The sequence below is a fragment of the Rothia sp. HMSC062H08 genome (assembly GCF_001810775.1).
In the GTDB taxonomy this organism is placed as follows: domain Bacteria; phylum Actinomycetota; class Actinomycetes; order Actinomycetales; family Micrococcaceae; genus Rothia.
In genome coordinates, this window is the sequence record NZ_KV802643.1 from 1 (window position 1) to 25,973 (window position 25,973).

Genomic DNA, 25,973 nt, shown 5'->3' on the forward strand with positions numbered 1-25,973 from the left:
ATAGCGTCCAAGTTTCGGGGCGCAGTTCATGACCTCTCAGCCCAGGGGCTTTCTGCATACCGGTGGCAGCTAGCCTAGAGCGCCACCGTTAACGGGTGATAATCGCGAAGTCGCTACTGGACAGGTTCGTAAAATTACCAATCTGCGCATTCAGGCGGCACTTAGACGTCACCGACAGCGCCGTCACCACCCGCTGATCCTCAGACACCAACACATGCCCCGAACAACCATCCGAAAAACTAATCATCTGAGCATCCGGAGAAATCGCCTGAACCAGCGTCGAAAACTCACCCGTACGCGGCAAAACCATCAACGGGTTCAACTCATCCGCACCACTGGGCCACACCGGAACCACAGTCACCGGCAAAACGCTCTGATTCACCACACGAGAAGGAACCCGCAACTCAATCGACCGCAAACGCTGAATCGGGTACGCCGTCGAACGAACCTCCCGATCAGAAATAGCCTTCGACGTCTCAGAATCAATACGGTTCACCCACTCCTCAAAAGCACGCGAATCCTTAAACTCAGCAGACACATTCGCCCGAACCTGCACCACACCATTAGCTGGGATACTCACCCCAGACAGATTCCACGAACACGGAACATCCACCGCAGTCACACTCGACTGATTTTTCGACACACCAGAAGACGCCTGACCGGCATCCCACGTCACCGAAGCACACGAACCGCCCTCAACACCGGGAAGCACCTGCAAAATATCGCCCCGAAGAGCCGACTTCTGCGAGGAAAACTCAAACGTCAGGCGGGCACTCTTATCCCGCGGGTTATACGTACCCTCAATACGGGTACCCAAACCACTCGGCAAAGACGCCGAACTACGGCTCGAAGCAGACCACGACTCAGCCGTCTTAGACGAACCCTTACCGCCGCTCAAGCCAACAAAAGCGAGCACACCCACAAGAATCAAAGAACCCAGGATAGCGCCCCACACCAGCGGGCGGCGCAACGGCGAACGGGCAGGCTCCTCATCCTCAACTACCTCATCAGGCACATATACCGGCTGCTCCACCACAAAAGGAGCGCGGATAACCGTCTCATTCTGCGCCTGACCCAGCGACGGCATGCCCGCACCATACAGCTCCGTAACATTCTGCCCCGGCACCGCAGAAACAGCAGGCTCAGCACCATGAACCACCGTAGGCGTGTACCCCACAGCACCCGAAGACACCTCAACCCACCGAGGAAGCACCACATCAGTAGCGAAACCTTCAGCCAAAAGACGCAACTTAGCGGCAGCCTCAGCCGCACCAGGACGCTGAGCCGGGTTCTCCGCCAACATCCCGTGAAGCACCTCAGCAACCTCAGCCGGAATCTGCGGCGACACCTGCACCGCACCACCACGCGCCGGAAGAGGACGCACCGCCACCAACAACTCATGAAGAGTCACCGCGCACGCATAAACATCAACCGCCGGAGTGGCCACACCGTGTGCAGAACGCTCCGGAGCCATATACCCCGGAGTACCAGAAAACGAACGAGAAGCCCCCGAACCCGCAGAGCCAGTAAAAGAAGCAATACCGAAATCAGCCACACGAACCTGCTGATCCAGAGACTCCCCCAAAACACCGCTCAGCAGAACATTCTCCGGCTTAATATCCAGATGCATCACGCCCTGACGGTGAGCAAACTCCACCGCATTCAGAACCTGCACCATCAGACTCAACGCCAAACGAACCGGCAACGGACCCTCAGAATCCAGCTTCTGACGCAACGAACCGCCATGCTGAAACTCCATCACCAGAGCCAACACGCCACCCTCAACCACCATGTCCGTCAACGGCACAATATGAGGATGCGACAACGCCAACAACACCGAACGCTCACGCACAAAAGACTCAAGAACCACAGGGTTCTCCGCAAGCTCCGGACGCAAAACCTTCGCCGCATACAGAGCCCACGAGCCGCTCATCGTAGCAGCCCACACCTCACCGACCGCACCAGAACCCACCCGGCGCAGCAAACGATACGAAGAGCCAAGGGGAGCGCCCGCAACCAAGCCCCCCGCAGGCTGACCAGCAGCCTGCGAGGCAGGATGAGCATCACGGCGCTCCGAGCCGGAGTACTGCGGCGAACCAGCAGGTACAGTCACGGGCTAACTCCTTAACATCAACTTCACAACACGCAGGAAGACGCCCCAGACGGGGCGATCCCTACAGCAAAACAGTCGGTAAAGTTACACCATACCTCACCACACGCCGAACAAGCCCTACAGCCCGCCACGGTGCTGAGAATCCTCAGGGCTCATCAGCTGCACCAGAACCGGCGACCCGGCAAGGAACGCGTAGCCACGACCAACGCTCAGCTGAACCGGGGCGCGCCTCGGAATAGAACCGAACATGTCCATATCCGTATCAACATTCGGCTGAACCACAGCACCAGTACGGAACTTGCGAATAGCCTTCGTCCAATGGCTATACAAAGGACGCAAATCAGTCGGCTTACCCGTAGCAATAATGTGGACGTCCGGGAAGTCACCCTTCACAATCGCATCAAAAACGTTCATCGGGTCATCCACACGGTCACCATCATCAATCAGCAACAGCACCGGGCCCGCGGCATCCTGCAAAGCCGCCTGCACCTGAGCAGAAGCATTCTTGCTCTCAAACACCCGGTCAAAAACGCCCTCCGGCGCATTCACCAGACCGGAACGCTGGTCAAAGACAGCCCAAACCTCCGGAACCTCAGCGGCATCCATACGTGCGTTCTCCGCTGCGATAGCGTCACCAGACGCCAACGCGGCAGACACCGCCTGCTCCGCCGCAGCCTTCGCCCGAGAAACCAGACGAGCAAACGCAACCAGCAGAGAAGACTTACCCGAACGCGGATTACCCGCAACCATGGCGTGCTCACCCTCATACAGCTCGAAAGCGCACGCCTCCAACGTAGCCTCCGCAATACCCACAGGGATACGCCACAGGCTCGGAGAAAACTCGGCGGCAGGCATGCTCTCCCACGAAACCCACGTCGGCAGCTGACCAATCACATCACGCTTAGCAGGAGCCTGCGGGAAGCGCTCACGAACCATAGAGACAGCCTCCTCCACGCCAACAGCGGGAGTAGCCACCTGCATCTGACGCAGACGCTTCGGGTCAACACAACGGCCGGGAACCGCAGCCGGAACATTCGTGCCGCGAATACCATGCGAGGAATAATCGTGGACATCGCTCAGCTGGAAGAACCACGTCTGCAACGAAGCATCAAGAATCTGCGAGGGAATATTCTTCGCGCGGCTCGTCGACACCACGCAGTGAATACCAACAGCAGGACCATCCGCATACACTCGGTAGAAATTCGCCAACAAGTCCATGCTTACCGCATCAGAGAACTCATCACGCAGTGTCGCAAAACCATCCAAAACAATGAAAAGAGGCTTACGGCGTGACGCATCAGCACGGCGAGCATCAAGCTCCGACTTCACAAAACGCAAGAAACGAGCCTGACGTTCCCTAGCGCCCTGACCGGTACCCACAGCAGAAACAACATGCGGCAAAGAACCCAACGGCAACAAGCCATCAGCGCCCATATCCACCAGAACAATATCAATGTCCTCCGGCGAATAATGCTGAGCCAAACCCAACACCACAGACTGAATCGTCGTAGTCGTACCACTACCAGCAACACCCACCAACAGCAGGTTGCTCATCTCAATATTCCAGCCCATAGGCACCTGACGCTGCAGCTCAGGCTCATCACCCAAAGTACACATCAGAACACCGTCCCGGACACCACCCACAGTGGGAAGATCCGGATCGGGGAAGCCACGCACACCAAAATCAGCCAAATCAACATACGAACCCAACGGCTCAGGCCACACCTTACGAGGAGCAACCGCACCACGAGCCGCGTGCGCCGCCACAACAGCATCAATCAGCAAATCCAGGTCATTCGCATCACTCGACGACACCTTCGGGCGCGCACGCTCTGAACGAGGAATACCGATACTATCGGTCGCGCGAACCTCCAGAGAAGTCACCACCTCAGTGCCACTCTGACCCGTCACCAGGGCAGTCTGCACCGGCGAAATATCATTCTGGCCCAGCTTCACATAGGCGCGACCCATCTGCGAACGCGAAATCTCCGAAGCATCCGGAACACCAATCACGTTCGAAGAATCCTCACGGCTCTGCACACGCAACGCCACACGCAAATTCGTATTCGCCAGAATGTCATCATTCACCACACCGGCAGGACGCTGAGTCGCCAAAATCATGTGCACACCCAGGGTACGACCCACCGCACCAATGCTCACCAGCGACGACAGGACATCAGGGAAGTCCTTCGCCAGCATCGCAAACTCGTCAATCACCAGCAGCAGGCGAGGCATCGGCTCCGGCGGGTTCGTCGCCAAATAATCCTTAATGTTGTCCACACCCTCGCCAGCAGCCGCAAACAGGCGCTGACGACGGTCCATCTCCGCCTCCAACGACTCAATAGCGCGGTGAGCCAACTGAGCATCCAAGTTACTCAAAGTACCAATCGTATGCGGCAGACGCTCACACGTCTTAAACGCCGCACCACCCTTAAAGTCAACCAGAATAAAGTTCAAACGGCTCGGATCATGGTGAGCAGCCAAACCCGCCACCAACGAACGCAAAAACTCACTCTTACCCGAACCAGTGGTACCACCCACCAGACCGTGAGGACCATCCTTCACCAAATCCAGCGTGAACGCGCCAGAGTCGCCCACACCAATCTCAGTACTGAAACCATTAGCCTGCGACCAAAACGCCTCAATATCCTCAGCACCCGGAGGTGTCGGCAAACCAACCAGCTCAGGTAGCTTCACCAGCTGCGGCAAACCGCCACCCAGAAGCAGACGCTCAGGGTCCTCATGGTGCGCCAAAGTACGCGCCACATGAAGAGCATCCTCAGCGCTCACACCGGCGAGCACACCGTCAGTGACCGTGTAACGGCGGCGAGGCTCCGAATAGGTCATAGAAGCCTCCTCACCAATCTCCACGACCGAAGTACACGACGCAGGAAGACGATCAACAGAAGAAGCCAACACAATACCGGCAACACGGCGAGCACCCGCAGTAGCAGTCTTATTCGCCATCAGACGCACTTCATCGCCGTACGCCAAAAGGTCGCGTGCCGGCGACTCACGGCCCTCGGTGAGGGTATCCGAATCAACGACCACGCACAGGCCACGGGTCGGAAGAGACTCAATGTCGTTGTAAAGAGAGCGCAGCATCTGATCCGACTGCTCCTTACCAGAAGCAAACCAACGCATCTGCTGGTTCTGCGCCATATGCATGTGCGGAAGCCACGACGTCCACACCCAGTCCTGCGAGCGCGCCGAATCAGCGCAGACCGCAATCGTCATATCAGCAGGACCCGTGTGGGTCGCCGCCTGCAGCACCAGGCTACGCGCCAGGGCAAGAGACTGCTCACGCGGACCCACAATACCGATAGCGCCGCCCTCACGCAGGTCAGCAACCAGCGGGGCATCCCACAGGGTATTGTGCTCAAGAATATGCTGAACCTCAGGCTCAGGATTGCTCGGCTTCGTCAGCTCAGGAGCCCAATGAATATGCCCAGTACCCACATGGAAAGTCAACAGGTCAGGGCTGGTGCTCCGGCGGCGCCACAGCGTCATTGCAGGAAGAAGCGCCCGCAGCTGAACGGCATCCGGTGCCGGGGCAAGGTCGTGAAGACGCTCGATTTCCTCACGGTTACTCAGAGCGATACGTTCCTTGAACTTCTCCATTTCCTGCTCAAAACGCACACGCTCCTTCACCTTATCCTTAGCATGACGACGTTTCTGTTCCACCCACATGCCAATACTCAGAATGGGGCTGAGCATCGCGAAAAGGGCGTAACGAATTTCCTGCATAATGGCGACCATTGCCGCCGCCATAATAATCGGGCCCACCGCCATCGCAATATTGAACTTCGGCGGGTCAGAAACGTTCTTGCGGGTAGGCGCCTCCACCTTCTCCGGGGCGCTCAACGCACCCTGACGCGGCGGACGGTTAAACGGCGCAGTACCCGACGCGCTCACATTCGGGGCGCTACCGGGGCGAGGCGCAGCCTTCTCCTGAGGAGCAGGCTGCAGAGTCAGCACACAATCACCAACATGGATGGTGGTGCTCTCAGAAACAGTCAGACCCTCCTCGGGGATTTTCTGACCGTCCACAAAACTACCGTTCGTAGAACCCGGGTCAGTGATGCGCACCTTCTGAGTGTTTGTCGACTCATCATGAACCACCTGCAGGTGCAGATGCTCCCACGAGGCGCTCGCCGTGGGCAGCACAATGTCGGCGTACGGGGAACGACCCGCCACCAGAGGACGCGAAGAAGGGATAGGGTGCGGCAGGGTAACCGTCGAACCGCCGCTCAAGCAGACGCTCCAGCCCTGCACCAGGGAAGGGTAGGAGAGCGGTGCTCTAGAGATGCGCATACCCTCCATCGGCTTGACCTCCGCCAGGGTGGAGGATGCCGTCACCGGGCGGTTATCGCAGTACAGCGGCTCGTCGGCGGGCAGGGAGGGGCCACCGGTCGCCTGGATGAGATCAGCGATGGTCGTCTCAGGCTGCCAGGAGTCTAGTTCATAGCTCCCGTTATGCTCTTCAAGTTCAAGGAAAAAGCGCATAAGGTGTTCTCCAAAATAGATAAATCGTGAGCCCCGCTGGTGGACGGACTAGAAGTAATACCCGAAAGCCGGGGTGTGATGGGCTGGCTCTGTACAGTAGGCTCCGTGTGGAAAGGCTAGTCGCGAGATTCTGAGGTGAACGTGCGAAGCATCCACACCGGCGGATTCACCGCATCCGTCGAGGAAGACCCGCCCTGAATCATCGAAGCTTCCGCGGTCGGGTAAAGAAGACCCACCTGCCCTCCAGCGGCGTAAGAAGACGAAAAATCCAACGGATACGCGACCGTAGAATCTTTAGCGTCCAAACGAAGGGTTCCTAGAACCCGTCGAACCGCCTCAGGAGTGTATTCACGAACCTGGCTCGTGGCATACGCAAAAGCCAAAAGCGCGTTATGGGAGGGAGCATCCGCCCACACTGCCGATTTCGAGAACGACTGTTCGCCTGACAAATCCTTGAGCGAAGAATCATTCTTCATACGCTCAACCGTTGACACAAATGCCGAAGAAGCGCGACCGGCATCATCAGCACTCAACGCCGCAGCACGTGCCTGCACACGCCCCACAATGCGAATATTGTCAGTCAAGGAACCACCGTTCTCCAGAAGAAGACGTATAAAAGGCTCCGTCAAAGCTTCCTCACCCGCAATCACCGGAGAAGTAATACCCGCCCTCTGAAGAGAACGAAGAACCTTTGCCTGAGTCGACGCCGAACCCGTCAAAACCAGAACAGGAGAAGAGCCCGAAGACTTGTCCCCCAGAAGGCGCGTCAGCTCCTTGAGAATGTCTTTCATACTGTCTTCATCAGCAGAAACCTGAACGCGATTCGTATAGGGAAGGTCCGGTGCAGAGCCCTCACCCGCATCCAGCAGGATGGTGCGCACACCATTAAGCTGTTGCGAAGAACCCGTGCTGGATGCACCGGCGAGCGAACGAATAGCAGTCGTATAGACCTGCTTCTCCTGCTCAGGGTCCAGAGCAAAACTCCATACCCCATCGCCAGCATCTACCCGGTCATACGCCTCAATCACCGCAACATTGCGTTCCTTAGCGGCAGCCGTAGCACCCCGAAGATGCTCACCCCGAGAAGCAAGCACAATACCCAGAGCACCCTCAGAAGAGAGCTTCTCTACCGCCTCACGGGCACCCTGCTCCGTTCCCTTATCGTTCGCATAAAGAACCTTCACAGAAGACTTACCCAAAGCCAGACGGTACTGCGCAACACGAGCACCCTGAGCATTCAGACGCCACGCAGACCCCTCAGCATCATCACCAAAAGTAGTAACAACACCAATAACAGGCTCACGACCAGACGCAGGAAGAGAAATAGCCTGCTGAACCGTCACCGCAGACGCAGGGTTCGTACCCGTGCCAAGCGGCAAAGGCTGAGGAGTCACAGCGCGCACGCCATACCAGATCCCCACCACCGCAAGGCTAAACAGCACACACAGACTGACACACCACACCACGGTGCGCTGAGTGAGCCGCCTGCCCTCGCGGCGGTGAGGACCTGAATCAGAGCCCAAATGAGGGGAAAACCCCACGGCTAATCACCAATCTGGAAGGTGTACACCGTCTTCACCTCTGCACTGCCAGCATTCGACAGGTGGAAGGTCGGCAGCGAACGCAGACGCTGCAGGGACGCCTTGAACTGCGCCTGACGCTTCTGCAGAGCAGCGATGTCCTCAGAACGGAGGTTCGTGTAACCCTGAGCATTCTGCATCGCCAAAGCAAGCTGGTAATCAGCCGCACCAGCCTTCGCGCTATTGCTCTTGAGCGCGCCCAAGAGGCCAGCGCCCTCAGCGTTGCTATCGCCCAAATCGAGCATGAGCTTCGACAGGTCGTTATTCAGCTGAACGGATGCACCAGCCAAATCTCGGGTAGCGTTCTCAGCGCGGGTGCTCAGAGCAACCAGAGAACGCTCAGTCACCGAATCCAGAGACTGACGCAGGCCCTCAATACGATCATTCATATCCTTGTGCTGAACCTCGATAGACTCACCAGCCACCTGAACCACAGTATTCGCGGTATCAGTAATGCCAGCAATCGAAGCGGAGAACGCCTCCTTAGCAGCCGAAGCGCTAGAAGAACCATCGCTCGAAACCTTACGAATCTCCTCGCTAATCATGCTCGTCAGGCTCTCGCGAGTCTCATTGGCAGACTCCTTGAACGCTTCCTTAATAGCGGTGGAGAGGTCAGCCTGCATGTTCGTCATATCCTCCAGGTTCTTACCCAAAGCATTGACAGCATCCGAAGCTGAATGGATACGATCACGCAGAGAAACCTTAGCCTCCTCAGTAGGCTCTTCCTTCTTCTCCGCGTCCTGGTTCTGCGCGTTTGCGGCATCGTTCAGGGTCTTCTCAATCTCGCCCAGGGCACCATCTACCGCGTTCACAGCATCGTTAAGGTCCTTGGCGTCGCGAGCCAGGCCCTCCTTGGGGTCATCCATCGAAGTAGCGGCAAGAACCTCATCCCACGCAGCTACCGCGGCAGCAATACGCTGCTCCATCGGAGTACGTGCTGCCGGGGTGTTCGAAGTGTAGGTACGCTCGTTCGCGTTCTCCACCGTAATGACGCGAGTATTACCTTCCGTGGCAGTAGGCTCGGCGGAAGGCGCCTCAGAAGAGGGAGCGGCGGAAGGAGCCTCAACCTTCTTCGACGGCTCCTCAGAAGGAGCCACAGAAGCAGACTCAGACGGTGCAGGGCTAGGAGCCTCAGACGGCGCCTCAGAAGACGGTGCAGCAGACGGTGAAGCCGCGCCACCACAAGAAGAAGCCGTCAGGTATCCACGCAGATGCTCCACCTGCTCAGCAGACAGAGAACCGCCACGCTCAGTAGACAGAGCACAAAGCTGCTCCGCCAGTTCCTTATTCTGAGCGCTCATAGAACCGGAACCGTCCACCAGCTCCGCACGAGCAGAAGCCGCACGAGAATGAACGTTCTTGATGCTCTCAATCAGACGGCTCGACGTTTCCTTCATCTGATTCACGCTCTGACGAGCCGCACTAACCTTCTCACTCAAAGAACGCACAGCATCAGCATCAAGAGAAGACGGGTCCTTCTCCACCTGCTCAACAAGCTCATCCATCTGACGCTTCAATGCCGAATAGTTGTTGTTCGCACCCTTCAAATACTCCGGCTGCAGGTGATCCACAATCTTCTCACCAGTAGCAACCAGTGCAATCAGAGAGCTCTGCACCGTCACCGACGCACCGAACAGGGCGCAGGTCACCGAACCGTTAGAAGAACAAGTCTCAGCGGTCGGGTGCTCCGGGCCAACAATCTCACGAATCGAAGCCGTAAGATCCTGCTGGCAGTCCGAACTTGCCTCCGCATACGCATTCAGAACAGCAGACAGCTGAACCAAATTACCGTACACGCTACGGCTACTCGCACCCTCCTCACGATGCACAACACAACGACCGCCGCTATGTGAAACAGACACATTGGGGCGCGCCGTCGTATCACCCAACATCGAGTGAAGAGCAGCAACAGTACGCTCCAGCTGAGAAATCAGCTGAGAATTGTTAGTCCGCGAAGCCTCAGAAAGATCCTTCTGCAGGCTCTCAATATTCGCCTGCAGACCCTGCATAGTCTTCGTCAACGATTCATTCTGAGTCTTCAGATGCTCGGCAGTGTCCTTACCCAAAGTCGCAGACGTATCATCCAGGCTCTGACGCACCTGAGCAACCTGCGAACTAGCGCTAGTCAGCGTCGTATTAACCTCGTTGACGGTATCGATAGTGCGCTGCAGAAGCGCCACCTGAGACGCATCCTGAGAGGTGAAACCGTTAGTAATGATTCCTGCACCAGACAAATCAGAAGCAAAACCAGGCTGCACCGAAATGTTGAAGGTAGGCGCACTAAAATCCTTCGCCTTGACCTTCAACACAAAAGAAGAGGAACTACCAGTCACCGGAGGCGCGGAAATAGCACCCCACTGAACAACAGCCTTACCTTCATCATTGGTGCTCACCACACCATTCGTGGACGAATCAGCCGCATCAGGGGTCGTAATAACCTGAGTAGGAGAACCCGAAAGAACAGTAGAAGCAGCAATAGAGAACGGAGTACCAACCGGTGCAGGGCTAGTACGGCTAGTACCGGACGCATCATAGGTGACATCCTCGGTCTTCACCGTCAGGTTCTCAACCGTAACCTTAATCGTGATTTCGCCGCTGTAGCCGTTCAAATCATTCAGGTTAGTGCCGCTACCGCGCTCAGTAGAATACTGCAGGCTCACACGCACAGGAAGGTCATTAACGACGTCCTTCGGCTTGAACTGCACATTGCTCGAGGAGCTCGTACGATCCTTGTCATTGACGTAAATGTTGGTCGACTCAATCGACGAAACCTCGCCATCACGACCCATCTGAATATTCACGTTCTGCAGAACATTGGTAGCGTTCTCTACCTGGCGGGGACTCTGAGAAGTAACAGTACCCTTATCGGAAGGGGCACTGTTATTGTTCGTGCCCGTGGAGCAGGCAGAGAAAATAAGTGCCGTCGTGACACCCAAAATCAAAGGGAAGCGGAGTAGACGCTGACGCGCTGTGGTGTGGTTGGTCATGATGATCTTTTCGTTGAGTTATATACCGTGCAGACACATAACAGTGACAAGTCTGAAACGCCACTGTATAGTGCCCACCTGAGTGGAAAGGGTCAGGGGCAAAGCCGGAAAGAGAAAAAGCCCCGTACCACTTTATCAGTCCAATATGGGAAGGTTGATATTTTTTCCTCCTAGTCGGTGCCTCATCAGGATATTCAATTCAACCTTGAGGTGATAGTTAAAGGTATTTTTCATTTCGTTTCAACCTAGTGCACTTACCGAACTCTGTTTGACATAGAAAAACCCCGCGGCTGAGGTCATCTCTCAGCCCGCGGCGCTCCACGGTTTAGCTGGCTGCAGGTTCCGCCTCCGGGTCTTCCTCGTCTTCCTTCTCGGGGATAGCGACGCCCACGGTCAGGTACCTCTTCACCAGCAGGTACGAGGCGATCACCGGCACCACGTACACCAGCGATAAGCCGCTACCGTACTGCACAACATCCACGGCAAGACGGACCGCCGCCAAACATCCACCCAAACCCACCAGGGTGACGCAGAAGCCACGCAACACACCATACCCGGCAGTGCCCTCCTCAAAAGTCGCCGCCCACAGCTTGAACAGGGCGCGGCGCACAAAAATCAGGAAAACCGGCACCAGGCACAGCACCACTGAAACACCCACAGGCTCATAACCGGCAGCAGCGAACGAAACCACCGGAATAACCAGGCAGAAGAGCACCATCAGGGCGCTCACACCCAGCACCACGGTGCGCACATACCGGTTGATGCGCTCCATACGGTGCAGGTTAGGGATCTCCTCGCTCGGCTGCGCGGCATTGTAGAAGAACAGCAGCAGAACCAGCGCGGACACCACCACATACCAGGGCGCGAAATTGATACCGTCCACCTGCGGGGTGGAGGCAACCGGCGGGACACCCGCCAGGGAGAGAGCAGCGAGCAGAACAATCGCGGCAACGCAGAACGTGCCCACCGTCAGCAGAAAGTAATGGTACGCGCCGCCGTTCTTTGCATCCTGCACACCGTGCTCACGCGTGCCGTCAATCATCACGACCGAAAACAGCATGATCGAGATGGATAGGATGCTCCACGCGTATTCACCCGTCATGACGGGGACGAGCGTGAGAAGAACGGATATAGAGAAAAGAATCCACAGGCATACTCGCTGCAGGGTCGGTGAGGAGGCGAGGGCCTCTCCAAAAAAGCCGATGATAAAGTCGCCGATAAAGCTCACGGTGGATTCCTTTCTGCGGGGGTGGGGTTACTCTTTGATCTCTTCAAAGCGGAGGACGCTGAAGTCGAATTCGTCGTTGCGGGTATCGAAGGACTTGTACGCCCTATATTTCTTGCCCGTTTCAAAGTTCTGGAGGTATTTGCGGATGGGTATACCATCAGGGGATTTGCTTGATGTGATGATTCCGCACTCTTCCGTTTCGAATTCACCAGAGATTGAGTAGGGGTCCTCGTGCTCAATGATTTCGACTGAGGTAACAGTGCAGATAGCGGATTCATTGCCCGGGTTGTAGTTGGTCATAAAATGTAAGGACGCGAAGAACCCTAGAATGACTACTACGGTTATGATGGAGCCACGTGCATCCCATACATCTTTTGCTATGTCGCGAAGATACTCTTTGAAATCGACTTTATTCTTCTTTTTCTTGGTGTATCTCTTTTTGAGGGTCTTTTTTATAGCCCCAGTTTCGGTAATGTAATTCGCCTCTGGGTAATTCTTTTTCTTCGAGGTGTTCCTTTTCTTTGAAACATTCTTTTTCCTCGGGGAGTTCTTTTTCACTGCTTTTCACCTTCTTTCTGGGCTGCAGGCTGTTACTCTGTGATTTCTTCAAAGCGGGTCGTCTCAAAATCTCGTTCCTTTTCAGGAGATGAGTTTGCGACATGGAATAGGTATTTTTTGCCAGGCTTGACGGTCTCAACATACTCGGGAATCTTGCGACCTTCCGGAGGTACGTACATCGTGAGAGTACCGCATTCTTCTGTCTCAAAAATACCTTTGGGTCTAATATCGTTCATACCGCTTACTGTGCCGCCGCGCTCTTTCGTATATGCCTTAGTTACGGTGCAGGTAGCGGTGATACCGTCACTATCATCACGTAAGTCTTTAGGGACAACAAAGAACACGTACCAAAGAATGATGAATGAAATAATGAGTGCCACTCTTTGGCGGCGCTTGTAATTAATTTCCATCGGTTTGCCTCTTGTAGATAGTTAGCTTTCCTGGCTAGGTTTCTAGGCTTTCGTTGCCTTTTTACGCTTCGCTGCTTACTTCGGCTGTGCTCATAGTATGTACGTCCTTGTGCGGTAGCGGTTGGTGAATCAGGCCCGCCCCGGTGAGGTGGCGGGCACATCCTTAGCCTATCGCACCGTATCTGACCAGAAGGTTAACTCGACGCGATGCTCCGGTGAAGACTGGGCAACCACTCCGCGGATAACGCGAATTCCTGCTTACCCACCCGATTTCGTTAGCTACTCTGAGAACGAACCCGCACCCTCCGCATCGTTGCCGGAAGGCTGCTGGTCACCGATAGATAGAAAGGCTGGTGAGCGACCATGGTCAACACCATCATGATTTTCATATGGGGCGCACTCGACTCCATACTGATTTACAAGGTTCTCCGCATCGTCGTCACGTACGAACTCAACCGACGCCGCGAAAAGAAACTACGCGCCGAAGCCGTATACGTCATCCGAACAAACCGCTTCGAAATCGTTCTATACGCCCTAGTAATTCTTCTGTTTGCGGTAGGAGCTTCCGTCATTCACCTAGGGGAAGACGTAGGATTCCACTTCGCATTCGACTTTATTGGCCTCGGCATGATCGGCTTTTTCATGTTCTTCTTCTGGAACGCCGCCGGTACCTACACTAAAATCTCGCCCGAAGGAATCGAAAGGGGAGAGCCGTGCAACGATACGGTGTTCTTCCCGCTCAACGCGATTGACACGGTCTCATACGACAACAACACCGACCGTGAACACGCAGACTCCCTCCACTTCTACACAAAATCCGGCAAACTAGTCGCAGAATTCTGCCCCGTCTTCGGCAGCTACCCTCTCCTCGCAATGACCCGATTCAAGATGGAAAACGACCGATGGCCAGACATGAACAACCCCGAAGAAGTCGCCCAGGTCAAGGCGTGGATGAACTGGAACTCGACCATCCCGCACATCAAGGACAAGGAAATTTCGGGCCTCGCCGAAGTAGACATGTAGCCTGCAATTTAGGCTGTTTTCAGCCCGTATTGAGTGCGTGCCCGGCGTGTTTCTCAACCAATATTTCCGCAATTTTTCTGCCGGAAAAACGTGGACTAGCTCGCATGATCTAACCCTCAACTAGAAGGTGCACTCTGCACGTAAAAACATTAACGTTGAGGCATACAATAAGAAATGGTTAATGCACAGCCGCACGCCGTGCACACGCCACGTCACTTCACAGAAACACCGACCCCGAAAGGCACATCATGGCCACCAAGAAGCCCTCACGCCTCACCCGCCGCGCAGCACTCGCCGCAGCAGGCGCAGGCGCAGCAACCGCCCTCGGCGCACTGTTCACCCCCGCACAGGCAACCACCTATCGCCCCACCGTGCGCCGCACCCCCTACAACGGCTACTACTCGCACCGTTACGGCCGCCGCGGCCGCATCGTCATCAGTGACTACTACGGTAGCTCCTACAGCAACTACTACTATTACGGCGGCTAAAAATACCAAGCCCAATAAACATATACTGGAAGACGGCACTACACTCACGTAGTGCCGTCTTCCCGTTAGATGCCGCAGGCATCACCCGCACCACGGTGCGGAAAACACACCACAGATAGAGAGAAAAATGAAGAACGTAACCCGCCGATCCGCCCTCGGCCTGTTTGTCGCTGCCGGTGGCGCAACCCTCCTGGCTGCATGCGGTTCGCAGTCTCAGGCATCCAGCGGCTCTGCATCTGCATCCGGTAGCGCTTCTACCTCGGACGCCGAAGTTAACAACGCACGTGCCGACTACTCCGGTCCTGCTGTCCTGGACGGTTACACCTCCAAGCCTGCTGACTACCAGCTGGCAACCCGCACCGAGCCGGCCAAGAACGTGCCCGTGCCGACCAAGCCCGCCGTCGCTAACGAGAACAGCGTGGAGGGCCTGTACCAGTCCATCGCGTTCTTCGGCGCAGCCATGGAATACTACATGCGTACCGGTAAGACCGAGCCCCTGCGTGAAAGCGCTATGGACAAGAGCGAACTCAAGTCAATGCTCGAGCCGGAAGACGGCACCCTCGGCGAAAAGCTGGTCAAGGGCGAAGTCTGGATGCACGACCCGACCGTCACCATCACCCTGCTCTCCGCACAGCCCACCCGCGATGGTAAGGCATACACCTGGAATGCTCGCTTCACCCTTACCCGCGGCGAATTCATGGCATCTAAGGATAAGGTTCTGGAGGTCCCCGAAAGCGGTCGTGAGAACGTCAACGAGCGTACCCTGCGCGGTGTTTACGAGAACGGTGCGTGGAAGCTGACTGGCATGAAGTCTGAATCTGAGGCTTCTGCATCGGCTTCTGCTTCCTAAAAGCATCAGTCTAGAAGCGTATAGCTTCTAAAAACAGAGAGGCGCCCGCCCCGTGGCTGAAAAACCACGAGGCGGGCGCCACCACCGTAGATAGAGAGAACCAATGAAGAACGTAACCCGCCGATCTGCCCTCGGCATGGTTGTAGCCGCCGGTGGCGCAACCCTCCTGGCAGCGTGCGGCGCTCAGCCGCAAGCAACCAGCGGCAACGCATCCGAGAGGGCATCCAGCAATGCATCCGGTAGCGCATCTGCTTCCGCATCTAAGAGCGTTCGTAGCGACTACTCCGGCGTTGCGGTCCTGGACGGCTACACTTCCAAGCCTGCAGGTTATAAGGAAGGTACCCGTACCGAGCCGCCCAAGAATGTTCCTGTACCTGTGAAGCCCGCTGTTGCTAACGAGAACAGCGTGGAAGGCTTCTACCAGTCCATTGCATTCTTTGGCGCCGCTTCTGAATATTATGGGCGTACCGGAAAGACTGAACCTTTGCGTGAAAGCGGTATTGATATTTCAGAATTGAAGACCACCCTTGAACCCACGCCTGGTAGCTTCGATGATGCTTTGCAAAAGGGGGAGGTCTGGCGCCAAGAACAAACTGTTACTGTCGCTATGAATACGCCTCAACCGACCCGCGATGGTGATAGCTATATCTGGAATGTAAAGATGGTTTTGGAGAACGGTGAGTTTGCTGTATACAAGGGGAAAGTGATGGAGTCTCCCAAGGAATACCGCAAAATTACTGGAGATGCCATCATTCGTGGAGTTTATGAGAATGGCGACTGGAAGCTTACAGTGAATCCGGTTGCTACTTCTAGTGCCACTGCATCGGCTTCTGCTTCCTAAAAGCTTCAGCCTAGAAGCGCATAGCTTCTACACCTAAAAGGCGCCCGCCCCGTGGAATAAACCCACGAGGCGGGCGCCTTTCTTATATGCGCAATAAAGCATATACCCTTATCGGTATGCTACCAGATGCGCACGCGCTCCTCCGGAGCCAGGTACAGTGCATCGCCCTCAGAGACACCAAACGCCTCATAGAACTCATCAATATTGCGCACCACACCGTTCACGCGGAACTCATCCGGCGAATGCGGATCCACCGAAATCATCACCTCAGCATGCTGCGGGCGGGACTTCGTGCACCAGCCGCGAGCATTCGAGAAGAAGAAACGCTGAATACCGGTCATACCGTCAATCACCGGCGCGTCAGCCAGCGACTCAATGCCCTGCTTCTTCAAAGCCAGACGGTACGCCTTCAACGCAATAGACATGCCAGCCAGGTCGCCAATGTTCTCGCCCAGAGTCAGCTCACCGTTCACGTGGAACTTCGGGTCCAGACCCACCGGAACGTACGCGTTGTACTGCTCCACCAGCGCGGAGGTGCGCTCCTTGAACTTCGCGTAATCCTCCTCAGTCCACCAGCTCTCCAGCTTGCCGTCACCGTCATAGCGGGAACCCTGATCGTCAAAACCGTGACCAATCTCGTGGCCAATAATCATGCCGATATTGCCGTAGTTCGCCGCATCGTCAGCATCCGGGTTGAAGTACGGCGGCTGCAGAATCGCTGCCGGGAACACAATCTCATTCGCCGGCGGCATGTAGTACGCGTTCACGGTCTGCGGAGTCATCAGCCACTCCGACTTATCCACCGGCTGACCCTTACGGGCAATCAGCCAATCAGCATCAAACGCACCGGTACGGCGCAGGTTCTCGAACAGGTCACCGGGCGCCAGCTCCAGTGCGGAGAAGTCACGCCACTTATCGGGGTAACCAATCTTGGTGACGAACTTCGACAGCTTCTCCAGCGCCTTCTGGCGGGTTGCCTCAGTCATCCAGTCCAGCGACTCAATAGACTCGCGGTACGCCTCCAGGAGGTTGCCGACCAGAACCAGCATCTTCTCCTTGTGCGAAGGCGGGAAGTGCACAGCCACGTACTCCTGGCCAATCTCCTCACCCAGAGCCTTCTCGACAGCACCCACGCCGCGCTTCCAGCGCTCACGAATCTGCTGGGTACCGGAAAGGGTCTTGCCGTAGAAGTTGAAGCTTTCCTGAACCAGCTCGTCGTACATGAACGGCGCACGCGAACGCAGAACAGTCCACACAGCCCACAGCTTCCAGCTCATCAGCGGGATGGAGGTGAACAGCTTAGCCGCACCCTCAAAGAAGGACGGCTGAGCCACAATAACCTGACCCAGGGTCTCCGGGTCGGCGCCAAGAGCCAGCAGCCACTGCGAGAACGGGAAGCCGGGGAACTTCTCGTCCAGCTCGGTCGCCTGGTACGGGTTGTAGGTCGCCTCAGCGTCGCGATTCTCCACGACGTTCCAGTGCAGGCGAGCCAGCTCAGACTCGTGAGTGAACACCAGCTGAGCCGCCTGCTCCGGGGTCAGGCCGAAGCCCTCAGCCAGACCGGTCAGCTCAAACATGCGGGCAATATGCTCAACGTACGCCGCGCATGCAGCCTCGTGCTTCTCTTCACGGTAGTAGGATTCATCCGGCAGACCCAGACCCGACTGGTACAGGAAGAACGTGTAATTCTTCGGGTCCTTCGGGTCGTTGCTGGTGTACCAGGCGAACAGCTGCGGCAGACCCGCACGAGACAGCAGCGCCAGGGTCACAGCCAGGTGGGAGGGGGTTGCCGAGTTCAGAATCGGGGCGATTTCCTTCAGCAGCGGCTCCAGGCCGTCCGCCTCAATCTTCTCAACATCCATGAAGGAGTTGTACAGCGCGCCAATACGGGACTCCGGCTGCTCCTTCGCGATCTTCTCCACCAGCTCACGCACGTGCTTCTCTGCGTTATCGCGGAGGGTGTACAGGCCGCCGTCCTTGGGGCGGTCCGCCGGGATTTCGTGGGTTGCCAGCCACTTACCGTTGACGTGGCGGAAGAAATCGTCGCCCGGCTTGACGGTTTCATCCACCCATTCTTTAGTGATTCCAGAGTTAGTAGTCATGGTTCCATTCTAGGTTCTTAACGTAAGAAGCCACACGATTACCGACAAGCCATCATATGGTGACTCACCAGCAAACGTGTGGCTTCCCTACACGAAAGATGGGGCAATTATGCCTGAGCCGCCAGCTTCTCTGCACGCTCAGCCATCAGACGCTTCTCAGCACCGTTAACCAGCCAGAGGAACAGAACCGCCAGACCCGAGCACACAATCATGAAGACGAACGCGGTGCTCCAACCCCAGTGATCAACAATGATGCCGATACCAGCAGAAGCCAGGGTCGCACCCAGCGCGTAACCGAACAGGCCGGTGAAGCCCGCAGCGGTACCCGCAACGTGCGAGGGAGACAGGTCAATAGCCTGCAGACCAATCAGCATAACCGGGCCGTAAATCAGGCCACCAATCAGAGCCAACGCAACGTACGCAATCCACAGCGGCGCATCCGAAGAAGGCAGCCAGTACAGCAGAATCGCGCCAACGGTCGCAATCAGGAACAGGATACCCGCGGGGGAGCGGCGACCCTTGAACATGCGGTCAGAAACGTAACCGCACAGGACGGTGCCGCCAATACCGGCAAGCTCCAGAATCGAGAAGCCCGCAATACCACCCTCAAGGGAAGCGTGGCGCACATCGTGTAGGTACTTCGGCGCCCACACCAGCACGCCGTAACGCAGGGTGTACACGAACACGTTTGCCAGAGCCAGGTACACCATAGTCGAGTTGGTCAGCACGTGCTTACGGATGGTGGTCCAGGTGGACTCCGCACGATCCTCAGCGGTGGACTCAACCTTGTGCGGGTCGTTGCGGTACACGTCAACGGTGGGCAGACCCTCAGCCTCGGGGTTGTCACGAATCAGCAGCCACGCCACGAACGCCAGAACGAAGCTGATAACAGCCGGGAACCAGAAGGCAACTTCCCAGGTCTTGCCGAACATGGAGAAGCCCCATGCAACCAGCAGACCGGACAGCGCACCACCAACGTTGTGGGCGGTGTTCCACCAGGAAACCTTCGTGCCGCGCTCGCTGGTGGAGAACCAGTTCACGAGCACACGACCCGAGGGAGGCCAACCCATACCCTGGAAGATGCCGTTGAAGACCATAATGGTCGCCATGATGGAGGCGATAGCAGCAGCGTAGCCCGTCGCACCCGCGCCTTCACCCATGTAACCGGTCAGCGCCAGCAGGATGTTTGCAACACCCGAGAGCACCAGACCGATGGGCAGGAACAAACGCGCGTTCGAGCGGTCAGAAATCATTGCGGTGAAGAACTTGCTGAAGCCGTAAGCCAGCAGCAGTGCCGTGGACAGTGCACCAATTGCTGCGTTGCTGAAGCCAAGTTCCTTGGTCAGAATCGGGGTGACCAGCGGGACGTTGTTACGAATCAGGTAGAAGGTTGCGTAACCGATGAAGATACCCATGAAGACCTGTAGGCGCATGCGCGGGTACTTCGCATTAACTTCTGCTTCGCTGAGCTGGGGCTTGGGTGCCGGAATAGCGAGCCAGCGGGGTGTAGAACCCTTCTTCTTCTTTGATGAAGTGGTAGTAGTCATGCTGGAATTCTAAAAACGGCGGCTTATAAAAATGCTAATCTGCTGGAAAAGTTTTCAGTAGAATGTTCACTATGGTGAACAGATATTCAGAGTGATTATTCTATTAATACTGTTTTTACCCTGGAATTACAGGGAAGTGCTAAATCTGTGTGATGTATATCTGTCTACTGGGCAACAGTGCCACAAGTGCTACAGTGAATATAAATACTTTCCTTGTTGAGTAAGTATGTGTTTTGGTCAGACCACACTTAAATTTAGAGTAATTTATACCCTAAGTTCAAAAAGAAAACCACTTGAACACCACAAAATCGGTGCCCAAAAACAGCACAGAAAACCCGCCCGCACGGTGCAGAAGAAAAACCGTACGGGCGGGCCTGTTATCTATCCCCAAAAGCTCGGCATACAGTCGGTACGCATACCGGCACGAAGCCGAACAGCCGCCACCTGCCGCAGGTTACCGCGAGCAAACCATCATCCGGTCAACCCGCAGCAGGCAGCGGAACCAATAGGCGCCTCCTAGAGGGATGCGCGAATCGCCTTGGTGGCGTCCACCAGGTGACGCAGAGACTGCTTGGTCTCCTCGTAATCACGAGTCTTCAGACCACAGTCAGGGTTCACCCACAGGTCAGCAATGGTGCCGTAACCAATCGCAGCCTTCAGCAGGGACTCAATCTCATCCTGAGAAGGAACACGCGGGGAGTGGATGTCCCACACGCCCGGGCCCAGACCGGAAACGAAGCTCTCCGGAATATCAGCCAGCAGCTCCATGTGCGAACGAGCCGCCTCAATGCTGGTCACGTCAGCGTTCAGAGCGTTAATCGAGTCGATAATCTCGTTGAACTCCGAGTAGCACAGGTGGGTGTGAATCTGGGTGGAATCCTTCACCGCGCTGGTTGCCAGGCGGAAGGAGTTCACCGACCAGTCCAGGTACTGCGGCTGCTCATCGCGGCGCAGGGGCAGCAGCTCGCGCAGAGCCGGCTCGTCCACCTGAATGATGCGGATGCCCGCCTGCTCCAGGTCGGCAATCTCGTCGGCAAGAGCCAGAGCCACCTGGTTAGCGGTCTCGCGGCGCGGCTGGTCGTCACGCACGAAGGACCAGGCCAGAATCGTCACCGGGCCGGTGAGCATGCCCTTGACCGGCTTGTCGCTCAGCGACTGTGCGTGGGAGCTCCACGGAACGGTGAACGCCTCACCGCGCAGGCCCTCACCGTGACGCTTCACGTCACCGAACAGGATCGAGGGGCGGGTGCAACGCGAACCGTAGGACTGAACCCAGCCGTGGCGGGTGGTTGCGAAACCGTCGAAGTTCTCAGCGAAGTACTGAACCATGTCGTTACGCTCAGCCTCACCGTGAACCAGAACGTCCAGGCCCAGCTCCTCCTGCAGCGCGATGACCGAGGCGATCTCGTCACGCAGGAAGCCGTTCAGCTCCTCAGCGGAAATCTTGCCCGCACGAGCCTCCGCACGGCGGCGGCGAATCTCAGCGGTCTGCGGGAAAGAACCAATAGTGGTGGTCGGCAGCTTCGGCAGGTTCAGGTCAGCCTGAGCCGCGCGGCGAACGTCAATAGTCGGGCGGTCAAAGTCCTCGGGAGTCACAGCTGCGGCGCGGGCACGAATCTCGTCGTTGTGCTTGCGCGGGTCAGCGGCGAAGCGAGCCAGCGCCTCATCGGCAGCCTTCAGCTCCGGCTCAACAGCGGCCTCACCCTCAGCCAGGCCACGAGCCAGCAGAGCAATCTCAGCGACCTTCTGGTCAGCGAACGCCAGGCCGTCCACGGGAACCTCGGCGGGGTCTTCCAGAGCCAGGTCGTGCGGCACGTGCTGCAGGGAAGTTGAGGAAGCCACAGACACGGCACCCTCGGATGCGCCGGGCAGCGCCTCCAGGGTCTTCAGGGCGGCGCGAACGTCGGCACGCCACACGTTGCGGCCGTTCACAACACCGGCAACCAGGTGCACACCAGCGGCAGAAACGGACTCCAGCTCAGCCTTCGAGTACACGCCGTGCACCAGGTCAAGGTGCAGCGCCTCAATACCGGTACCCAGCAGTGCCGGCAGGTTCTCACGCAGGGAACCGTAGGGGCTGGTCACCAGAATCTGCGGGCGCTTCTCGCCAGCAGCCAGGGCGCGGTAGGTGCGCTCGGCCAGCTGCGCAACCTTCGCGTTGTCGGCACGGTCCACGGTCAGGCCCGGCTCGTCCAGCTGAACCCACTCAACACCGCGCTCAGCCAGCTGCTCCAGCACCTGAGCGTAAGCGGCAACGAACTCATCCAGACGGTCGATGGGTGCGAAGTCCTCAGCGGAACCCTGCTCAGCCTTAGCGCCCAGCAGCAGGGTCAGCGGGCCAACAATCTGCGGGCGAACCTTCACGCCAGCCTGCTTTGCAACCTCAAGCTGCTCGTCAATAGCCTCAAGGTTCAGCTTAATCTCGGTGCCGGAACCAATCTCGGGCACCAGGTAGTGGTAGTTGGTGTCGAACCACTTAGTCATCTCCAGAGGAGGCAGGGTCTCGGTACCGCGCGCCAGTGCGAAGTAGCCGGGCAGATCCAGCAGACCGCGTGCGTCCTTAGCCTCAGCCAGACGCTCGGGAACCAGGGTGAACAGGCGAACCACGTCAAGCACCTGGTCGTAGTAGGAGAAGGTCGCCGGAATCGAGTAGTTATCAGCCTTCAGGCCGGCGGCGGTCACGCGCTCGAAGTAGGTGCGCTGCACGTCAGCGGCGGTGTCCTGCAGCTCCTGCAGGGTTGCCTTGCCCTTCCAGAAAGCCTCCTGAGCCTTCTTCAGCTCGCGGAAGCGGCCCACGCGGGGGTAGCCAACAATGGTGGCGGCGGGGAATGCGGTGTTCGACATAATAATTTTTTCCTTTACTGGGGATAGAACTGGGAGAATCAGCGGGCCCTGCCGGCCCCGTCGATGGGGCCGAGATCCGCGGGACGCTCCCGGGGTACTTTGGGGGAAACTTGGGTGGCGCATCCGCGCCGGGTGGAGCAGGTCGCGTTTAGGCGAATTCCAGCTCGCTCAGGGGCTGGGAGAAACGGTTGCTGTATCGGGGCAGGTCCAGCTGGTCCAGAACGTCCAGCACCGCGGCATGCTCGTTGAAGGTGAAGAAGTGCAAGCCCGGTGCGCCCGCATCCATCACGGTGCGGCACTGGTTCAGCGCGTAGTCCACGCCGATGCGGTGCAGCTCTGCGCTGCTGGTTGCCGTCTCCAGGGCGTACGCGAGGTCCGCCGGAACCGACATGCCCGCCATCTGGCAGAGGTTCCGCAGGCGCTTCAGGGAGGTCACCGGCATGATGCCCGGAATAATCGGAATATCCACACCCGCCAGGCGAGCCGAATCGACCAGGGCACTGTAGCGCTCATCCTCGAAGAACACCTGGGTGATAGCGAAATCCGCGCCGGCGCGCTGCTTCGACAGCAGAATCTCAATATCCTGCAGCAGGGATGCGGACTCCGGGTGCTTCTGCGGGTACGCCGCCACACCGATGGACACCTTGCCAGCCGCCAGGTGGGCGAAATCTTCACGCTCAACACGGCGAATCAGCTCCACCAGGTAGCGGGCGAAAGGAAGTTCAGAAACCTGACCCTCCTGCACGTCACCGCGTAGCGCCAGGAAGCCGCGCACGCCCAGACCCAGAATCAGACGGACTGCACGCTCCAGCTCGTGCACCGAGTGGCCCGCACAAATCAGGTGAGCCAGCGGGGTGAGGGAGGTTTCATGCACCAGGTGGTCGAGCAGCGCCAGCGTCTTCTGACGGCGCTTCGCGTCACCGGAGTAGGTGACCGAAACGTAGTCGGGGTTGGTACCCTCAAGCTCCGCAATGGTGCGAATCAGCGACTCACAGCTCGCGTGTGAGCGCGGAGGGAACAGCTCAAAAGAAAGAGCCGGGTGAACTGTCGTCATAACCATCCTTCGTGTTCACCCGATAGATACGCACCGGGAGGGTGCGCGAATTCTTCTGCAGGATGCGCGCCACCGGTTTACGGGTGCGCATCATCAAGGGGTGCCGAAGGGTATTCTTCTCTATCGGTTCTGGCGGGAGCACCTTGTCCGTACCCTGCACCGTGACGGTGGGGGATACTGGCGAGGTTGCTGCGACGTCGACGAGCCAGATCTCTCGGTCGCTCTTGATAGATAACGCTTTCACTCTACCCACTGCCTCCGAGGGGGCGCAAGGGATGCGGCGGTTGATGTCCTAATATTTCTGGACATGACATCGGGGGCGAAATATGAACTTAATATGACTGACTATGACGAAGGGTGCTGGGGGCGTTGCGGGTAGAGCTGTCGGCTGACCCCTGGATGCCTGAAAATATCACAGATACGCCTGCTTAATATTCTTGGACACGCACGAATATGTGTGTTTTATATTTCATTGAAGAGTAGAGTTAGTTAGCAAAGTACAGCCGTGCTTCATTAACTGCTCATCGAGGAGTTGTAGGGCTCAAAGATGAGTTCAATACGACTTTGTGAGCGTGGTGAGAATGAAAAAGCTATTTTCTTCTATACTCTGGTCCTTCCGCCTAGCCTGGAAAACCTGTCCTGGGACCCTAGTGAGCGTCGCCCTATCGCTAGCCGTCATAGCCTGCATTCCCCTGAGCCAGTCCCTGCTGATCGGTAATACAGTATCAGCCTTGAGCGGTTCAAATGGTGGCACAGCATGGATTTATATTGTTGCTCTTGCCCTTGTCGTTGGAATTAATATCATTGCTAAACGCTGGGTCATAAGTAACATGCTCATCCTCAAATCAAAGGTGAATTATCGGGTTCACTGCATGTTAAATAACAGGTTATCTACATTTCCGTTATCTGATATAGGTAGCACAAAATCACAGGAAGATATACGTGCTGCTAGAGAGGCAATATCGAAACAGGAATTGCAGGTTCACACCATGTCAGTTATGACACTGGTGAGTGCCTTCGCAATGGTGTTACTTCTCTGTCTTAATATCGCGAACGTCAGCATTGTGGCAGCAATTTTTGCGGCACTGTGTTCACTACCCCTATCTATTGCAATGGTGATTCTCGCTAAACGTGATTACGCTATCTACACCCTAATGTACGAGGATTATCGGGCAGAGAACTACTATCTAGACAATCTGATGGCTCAGAGTCGAGCCCAAGAACTTCACCTCATGAGAGCCTCCCGATTTTTCTCGCAACGTGTAGCGTCCTGGCGACGCCGGGCGGCCGGTAGGGAATTGAGCCTTGAAAGTGTTAGAGGAATCATCTCCATAGTTGCAGGGCTACTCTGCTCTGTCTTACTTTTTGCGTCCCTGTACTTCCTTGTGGATTCAGGCGCCAATATATCGTATGTGGCCGGATCGCTGATTGGAATCATTGCCTGTGTTGATGCGACCCAAGAGGTGGGATATTCATTTGGTCAGATTATTAATGGAGCATTATCTGTTCAGCAATTCCGAAGGGTATGCGACTCTGATACTTACGACCATGTTTCTGAGATAAAAACTTCTAACCCTAACCATGAAAATATTTCAAAAATTATATGCAAAGATGTATCCGTTCAGTATGAGGGCTCGTCGTCTTTTGCGCTTAAAGATATTAATCTTGAGCTGATGAATAATCAAATGATTGCAGTAGTTGGTGCCTCGGGCGCGGGAAAAACAACGCTAATAAATGCAATTCTTGGAATTACACCAATTGCCCAGGGGAGCATAACGTATAAGGGTGCTTCTTCTGAGAGTAAATACAACATGTTGGCAAATGTTGGTTTGGTGAGTCAAG

At 56.4% G+C, this 25,973-nt stretch carries 16 protein-coding genes and 1 riboswitch; of the genes, 5 read left to right on the plus strand and 11 right to left on the minus strand.

What is annotated here, in order from left to right; all coding sequences use genetic code 11:
- Positions 1-88 precede the first annotated feature (88 nt).
- The 7 genes from HMPREF2765_RS00070 to HMPREF2765_RS00100 all read right to left on the minus strand — a co-directional run bounded on the left by HMPREF2765_RS00070 (position 89) and on the right by HMPREF2765_RS00100 (position 13,382).
- Positions 89-2,113: a serine/threonine-protein kinase gene (locus HMPREF2765_RS00070; protein ID WP_070603998.1), complete on the minus strand. Its 2,025-nt coding sequence runs from the start codon at positions 2,111-2,113 to the stop codon at positions 89-91.
- Positions 2,114-2,230: 117 nt separating this feature from the next.
- The gene (locus tag HMPREF2765_RS00075; protein WP_070603999.1) at positions 2,231-6,619 is read right to left on the minus strand and encodes an FtsK/SpoIIIE domain-containing protein; all 4,389 of its coding nucleotides are present in this window, start codon (positions 6,617-6,619) and stop codon (positions 2,231-2,233) included.
- Between the two features lie 116 nt (positions 6,620-6,735).
- Positions 6,736-8,013, minus strand: a complete 1,278-nt coding sequence (locus HMPREF2765_RS00080; protein WP_239662215.1) for a type 1 periplasmic-binding domain-containing protein — start codon at positions 8,011-8,013, stop codon at positions 6,736-6,738.
- Between the two features lie 149 nt (positions 8,014-8,162).
- Positions 8,163-11,186 carry a chitinase gene (locus tag HMPREF2765_RS00085; RefSeq protein WP_070604000.1) on the minus strand — a complete coding sequence of 1,008 codons (3,024 nt, stop codon included), beginning with the start codon at positions 11,184-11,186 and terminating at the stop codon, positions 8,163-8,165.
- 325 nt (positions 11,187-11,511) lie between these two features.
- On the minus strand, positions 11,512-12,414 hold the full coding sequence (locus tag HMPREF2765_RS00090; RefSeq protein ID WP_070604001.1) for a hypothetical protein: 903 nt from the start codon (positions 12,412-12,414) through the stop codon (positions 11,512-11,514).
- 27 nt (positions 12,415-12,441) lie between these two features.
- Entirely contained in the window at positions 12,442-12,972 is a 531-nt protein-coding gene (locus tag HMPREF2765_RS00095) for a hypothetical protein (RefSeq protein WP_070604002.1), read from the minus strand.
- Positions 12,973-13,004: 32 nt separating this feature from the next.
- Positions 13,005-13,382: a hypothetical protein gene (locus tag HMPREF2765_RS00100; RefSeq protein ID WP_060824061.1), complete on the minus strand. Its 378-nt coding sequence runs from the start codon at positions 13,380-13,382 to the stop codon at positions 13,005-13,007.
- A gap of 363 nt (positions 13,383-13,745) precedes the next feature.
- On the opposite strand from HMPREF2765_RS00100, the gene HMPREF2765_RS00105 reads away from it, so the two are divergent.
- The 4 genes from HMPREF2765_RS00105 to HMPREF2765_RS00120 all read left to right on the plus strand — a co-directional run bounded on the left by HMPREF2765_RS00105 (position 13,746) and on the right by HMPREF2765_RS00120 (position 16,584).
- On the plus strand, positions 13,746-14,405 hold the full coding sequence (locus tag HMPREF2765_RS00105; RefSeq protein WP_070604003.1) for an ATP pyrophosphatase: 660 nt from the start codon (positions 13,746-13,748) through the stop codon (positions 14,403-14,405).
- 248 nt (positions 14,406-14,653) lie between these two features.
- The gene (locus tag HMPREF2765_RS00110; protein WP_049340845.1) at positions 14,654-14,893 is read left to right on the plus strand and encodes a hypothetical protein; all 240 of its coding nucleotides are present in this window, start codon (positions 14,654-14,656) and stop codon (positions 14,891-14,893) included.
- Between the two features lie 127 nt (positions 14,894-15,020).
- On the plus strand, positions 15,021-15,743 hold the full coding sequence (locus HMPREF2765_RS00115; protein ID WP_049327859.1) for a DUF6318 family protein: 723 nt from the start codon (positions 15,021-15,023) through the stop codon (positions 15,741-15,743).
- A 103-nt stretch (positions 15,744-15,846) separates the two neighbouring features.
- On the plus strand, positions 15,847-16,584 hold the full coding sequence (locus HMPREF2765_RS00120) for a DUF6318 family protein (RefSeq protein WP_049340842.1): 738 nt from the start codon (positions 15,847-15,849) through the stop codon (positions 16,582-16,584).
- A 119-nt stretch (positions 16,585-16,703) separates the two neighbouring features.
- Here HMPREF2765_RS00120 and HMPREF2765_RS00125 read toward each other — a convergent pair whose 3' ends face one another.
- The 4 genes from HMPREF2765_RS00125 to HMPREF2765_RS00140 form a co-directional block, all read right to left on the minus strand.
- Positions 16,704-18,686, minus strand: coding sequence for a M13 family metallopeptidase (locus tag HMPREF2765_RS00125; RefSeq protein ID WP_070604004.1), 1,983 nt, complete (start codon positions 18,684-18,686; stop codon positions 16,704-16,706).
- Positions 18,687-18,793: 107 nt separating this feature from the next.
- Positions 18,794-20,233, minus strand: coding sequence for an MFS transporter (locus tag HMPREF2765_RS00130; RefSeq protein WP_070604005.1), 1,440 nt, complete (start codon positions 20,231-20,233; stop codon positions 18,794-18,796).
- A gap of 516 nt (positions 20,234-20,749) precedes the next feature.
- Positions 20,750-23,077, minus strand: a complete 2,328-nt coding sequence (gene metE / locus HMPREF2765_RS00135) for a 5-methyltetrahydropteroyltriglutamate--homocysteine S-methyltransferase (protein WP_070604006.1) — start codon at positions 23,075-23,077, stop codon at positions 20,750-20,752.
- Between the two features lie 148 nt (positions 23,078-23,225).
- Positions 23,226-24,131, minus strand: a complete 906-nt coding sequence (locus tag HMPREF2765_RS00140) for a methylenetetrahydrofolate reductase (protein WP_049358418.1) — start codon at positions 24,129-24,131, stop codon at positions 23,226-23,228.
- A gap of 117 nt (positions 24,132-24,248) precedes the next feature.
- A riboswitch (SAM riboswitch) is annotated at positions 24,249-24,365 on the minus strand.
- Positions 24,366-24,781: 416 nt separating this feature from the next.
- Here HMPREF2765_RS00140 and HMPREF2765_RS00145 point away from each other — a divergent pair.
- A partial coding sequence (locus HMPREF2765_RS00145) for an ATP-binding cassette domain-containing protein (RefSeq protein ID WP_246824901.1) occupies positions 24,782-25,973 on the plus strand: 1,192 nt, incomplete at its 3' end.

Coding starts and splice junctions, on each gene's coding strand:
- HMPREF2765_RS00125 (WP_070604004.1), bottom strand. CDS start 18,686: ATGACTACTAACTCTGGAATCACTAAAGAATGGGTGGATGAAACCGTC.
- HMPREF2765_RS00105 (WP_070604003.1), top strand. CDS start 13,746: ATGGTCAACACCATCATGATTTTCATATGGGGCGCACTCGACTCCATA.
- HMPREF2765_RS00100 (WP_060824061.1), bottom strand. CDS start 13,382: ATGGAAATTAATTACAAGCGCCGCCAAAGAGTGGCACTCATTATTTCA.
- HMPREF2765_RS00130 (WP_070604005.1), bottom strand. CDS start 20,233: ATGACTACTACCACTTCATCAAAGAAGAAGAAGGGTTCTACACCCCGC.
- HMPREF2765_RS00110 (WP_049340845.1), top strand. CDS start 14,654: ATGGCCACCAAGAAGCCCTCACGCCTCACCCGCCGCGCAGCACTCGCC.
- HMPREF2765_RS00140 (WP_049358418.1), bottom strand. CDS start 24,131: ATGACGACAGTTCACCCGGCTCTTTCTTTTGAGCTGTTCCCTCCGCGC.
- HMPREF2765_RS00085 (WP_070604000.1), bottom strand. CDS start 11,186: ATGACCAACCACACCACAGCGCGTCAGCGTCTACTCCGCTTCCCTTTG.
- HMPREF2765_RS00115 (WP_049327859.1), top strand. CDS start 15,021: ATGAAGAACGTAACCCGCCGATCCGCCCTCGGCCTGTTTGTCGCTGCC.
- HMPREF2765_RS00120 (WP_049340842.1), top strand. CDS start 15,847: ATGAAGAACGTAACCCGCCGATCTGCCCTCGGCATGGTTGTAGCCGCC.
- metE (WP_070604006.1), bottom strand. CDS start 23,077: ATGTCGAACACCGCATTCCCCGCCGCCACCATTGTTGGCTACCCCCGC.
- HMPREF2765_RS00075 (WP_070603999.1), bottom strand. CDS start 6,619: ATGCGCTTTTTCCTTGAACTTGAAGAGCATAACGGGAGCTATGAACTA.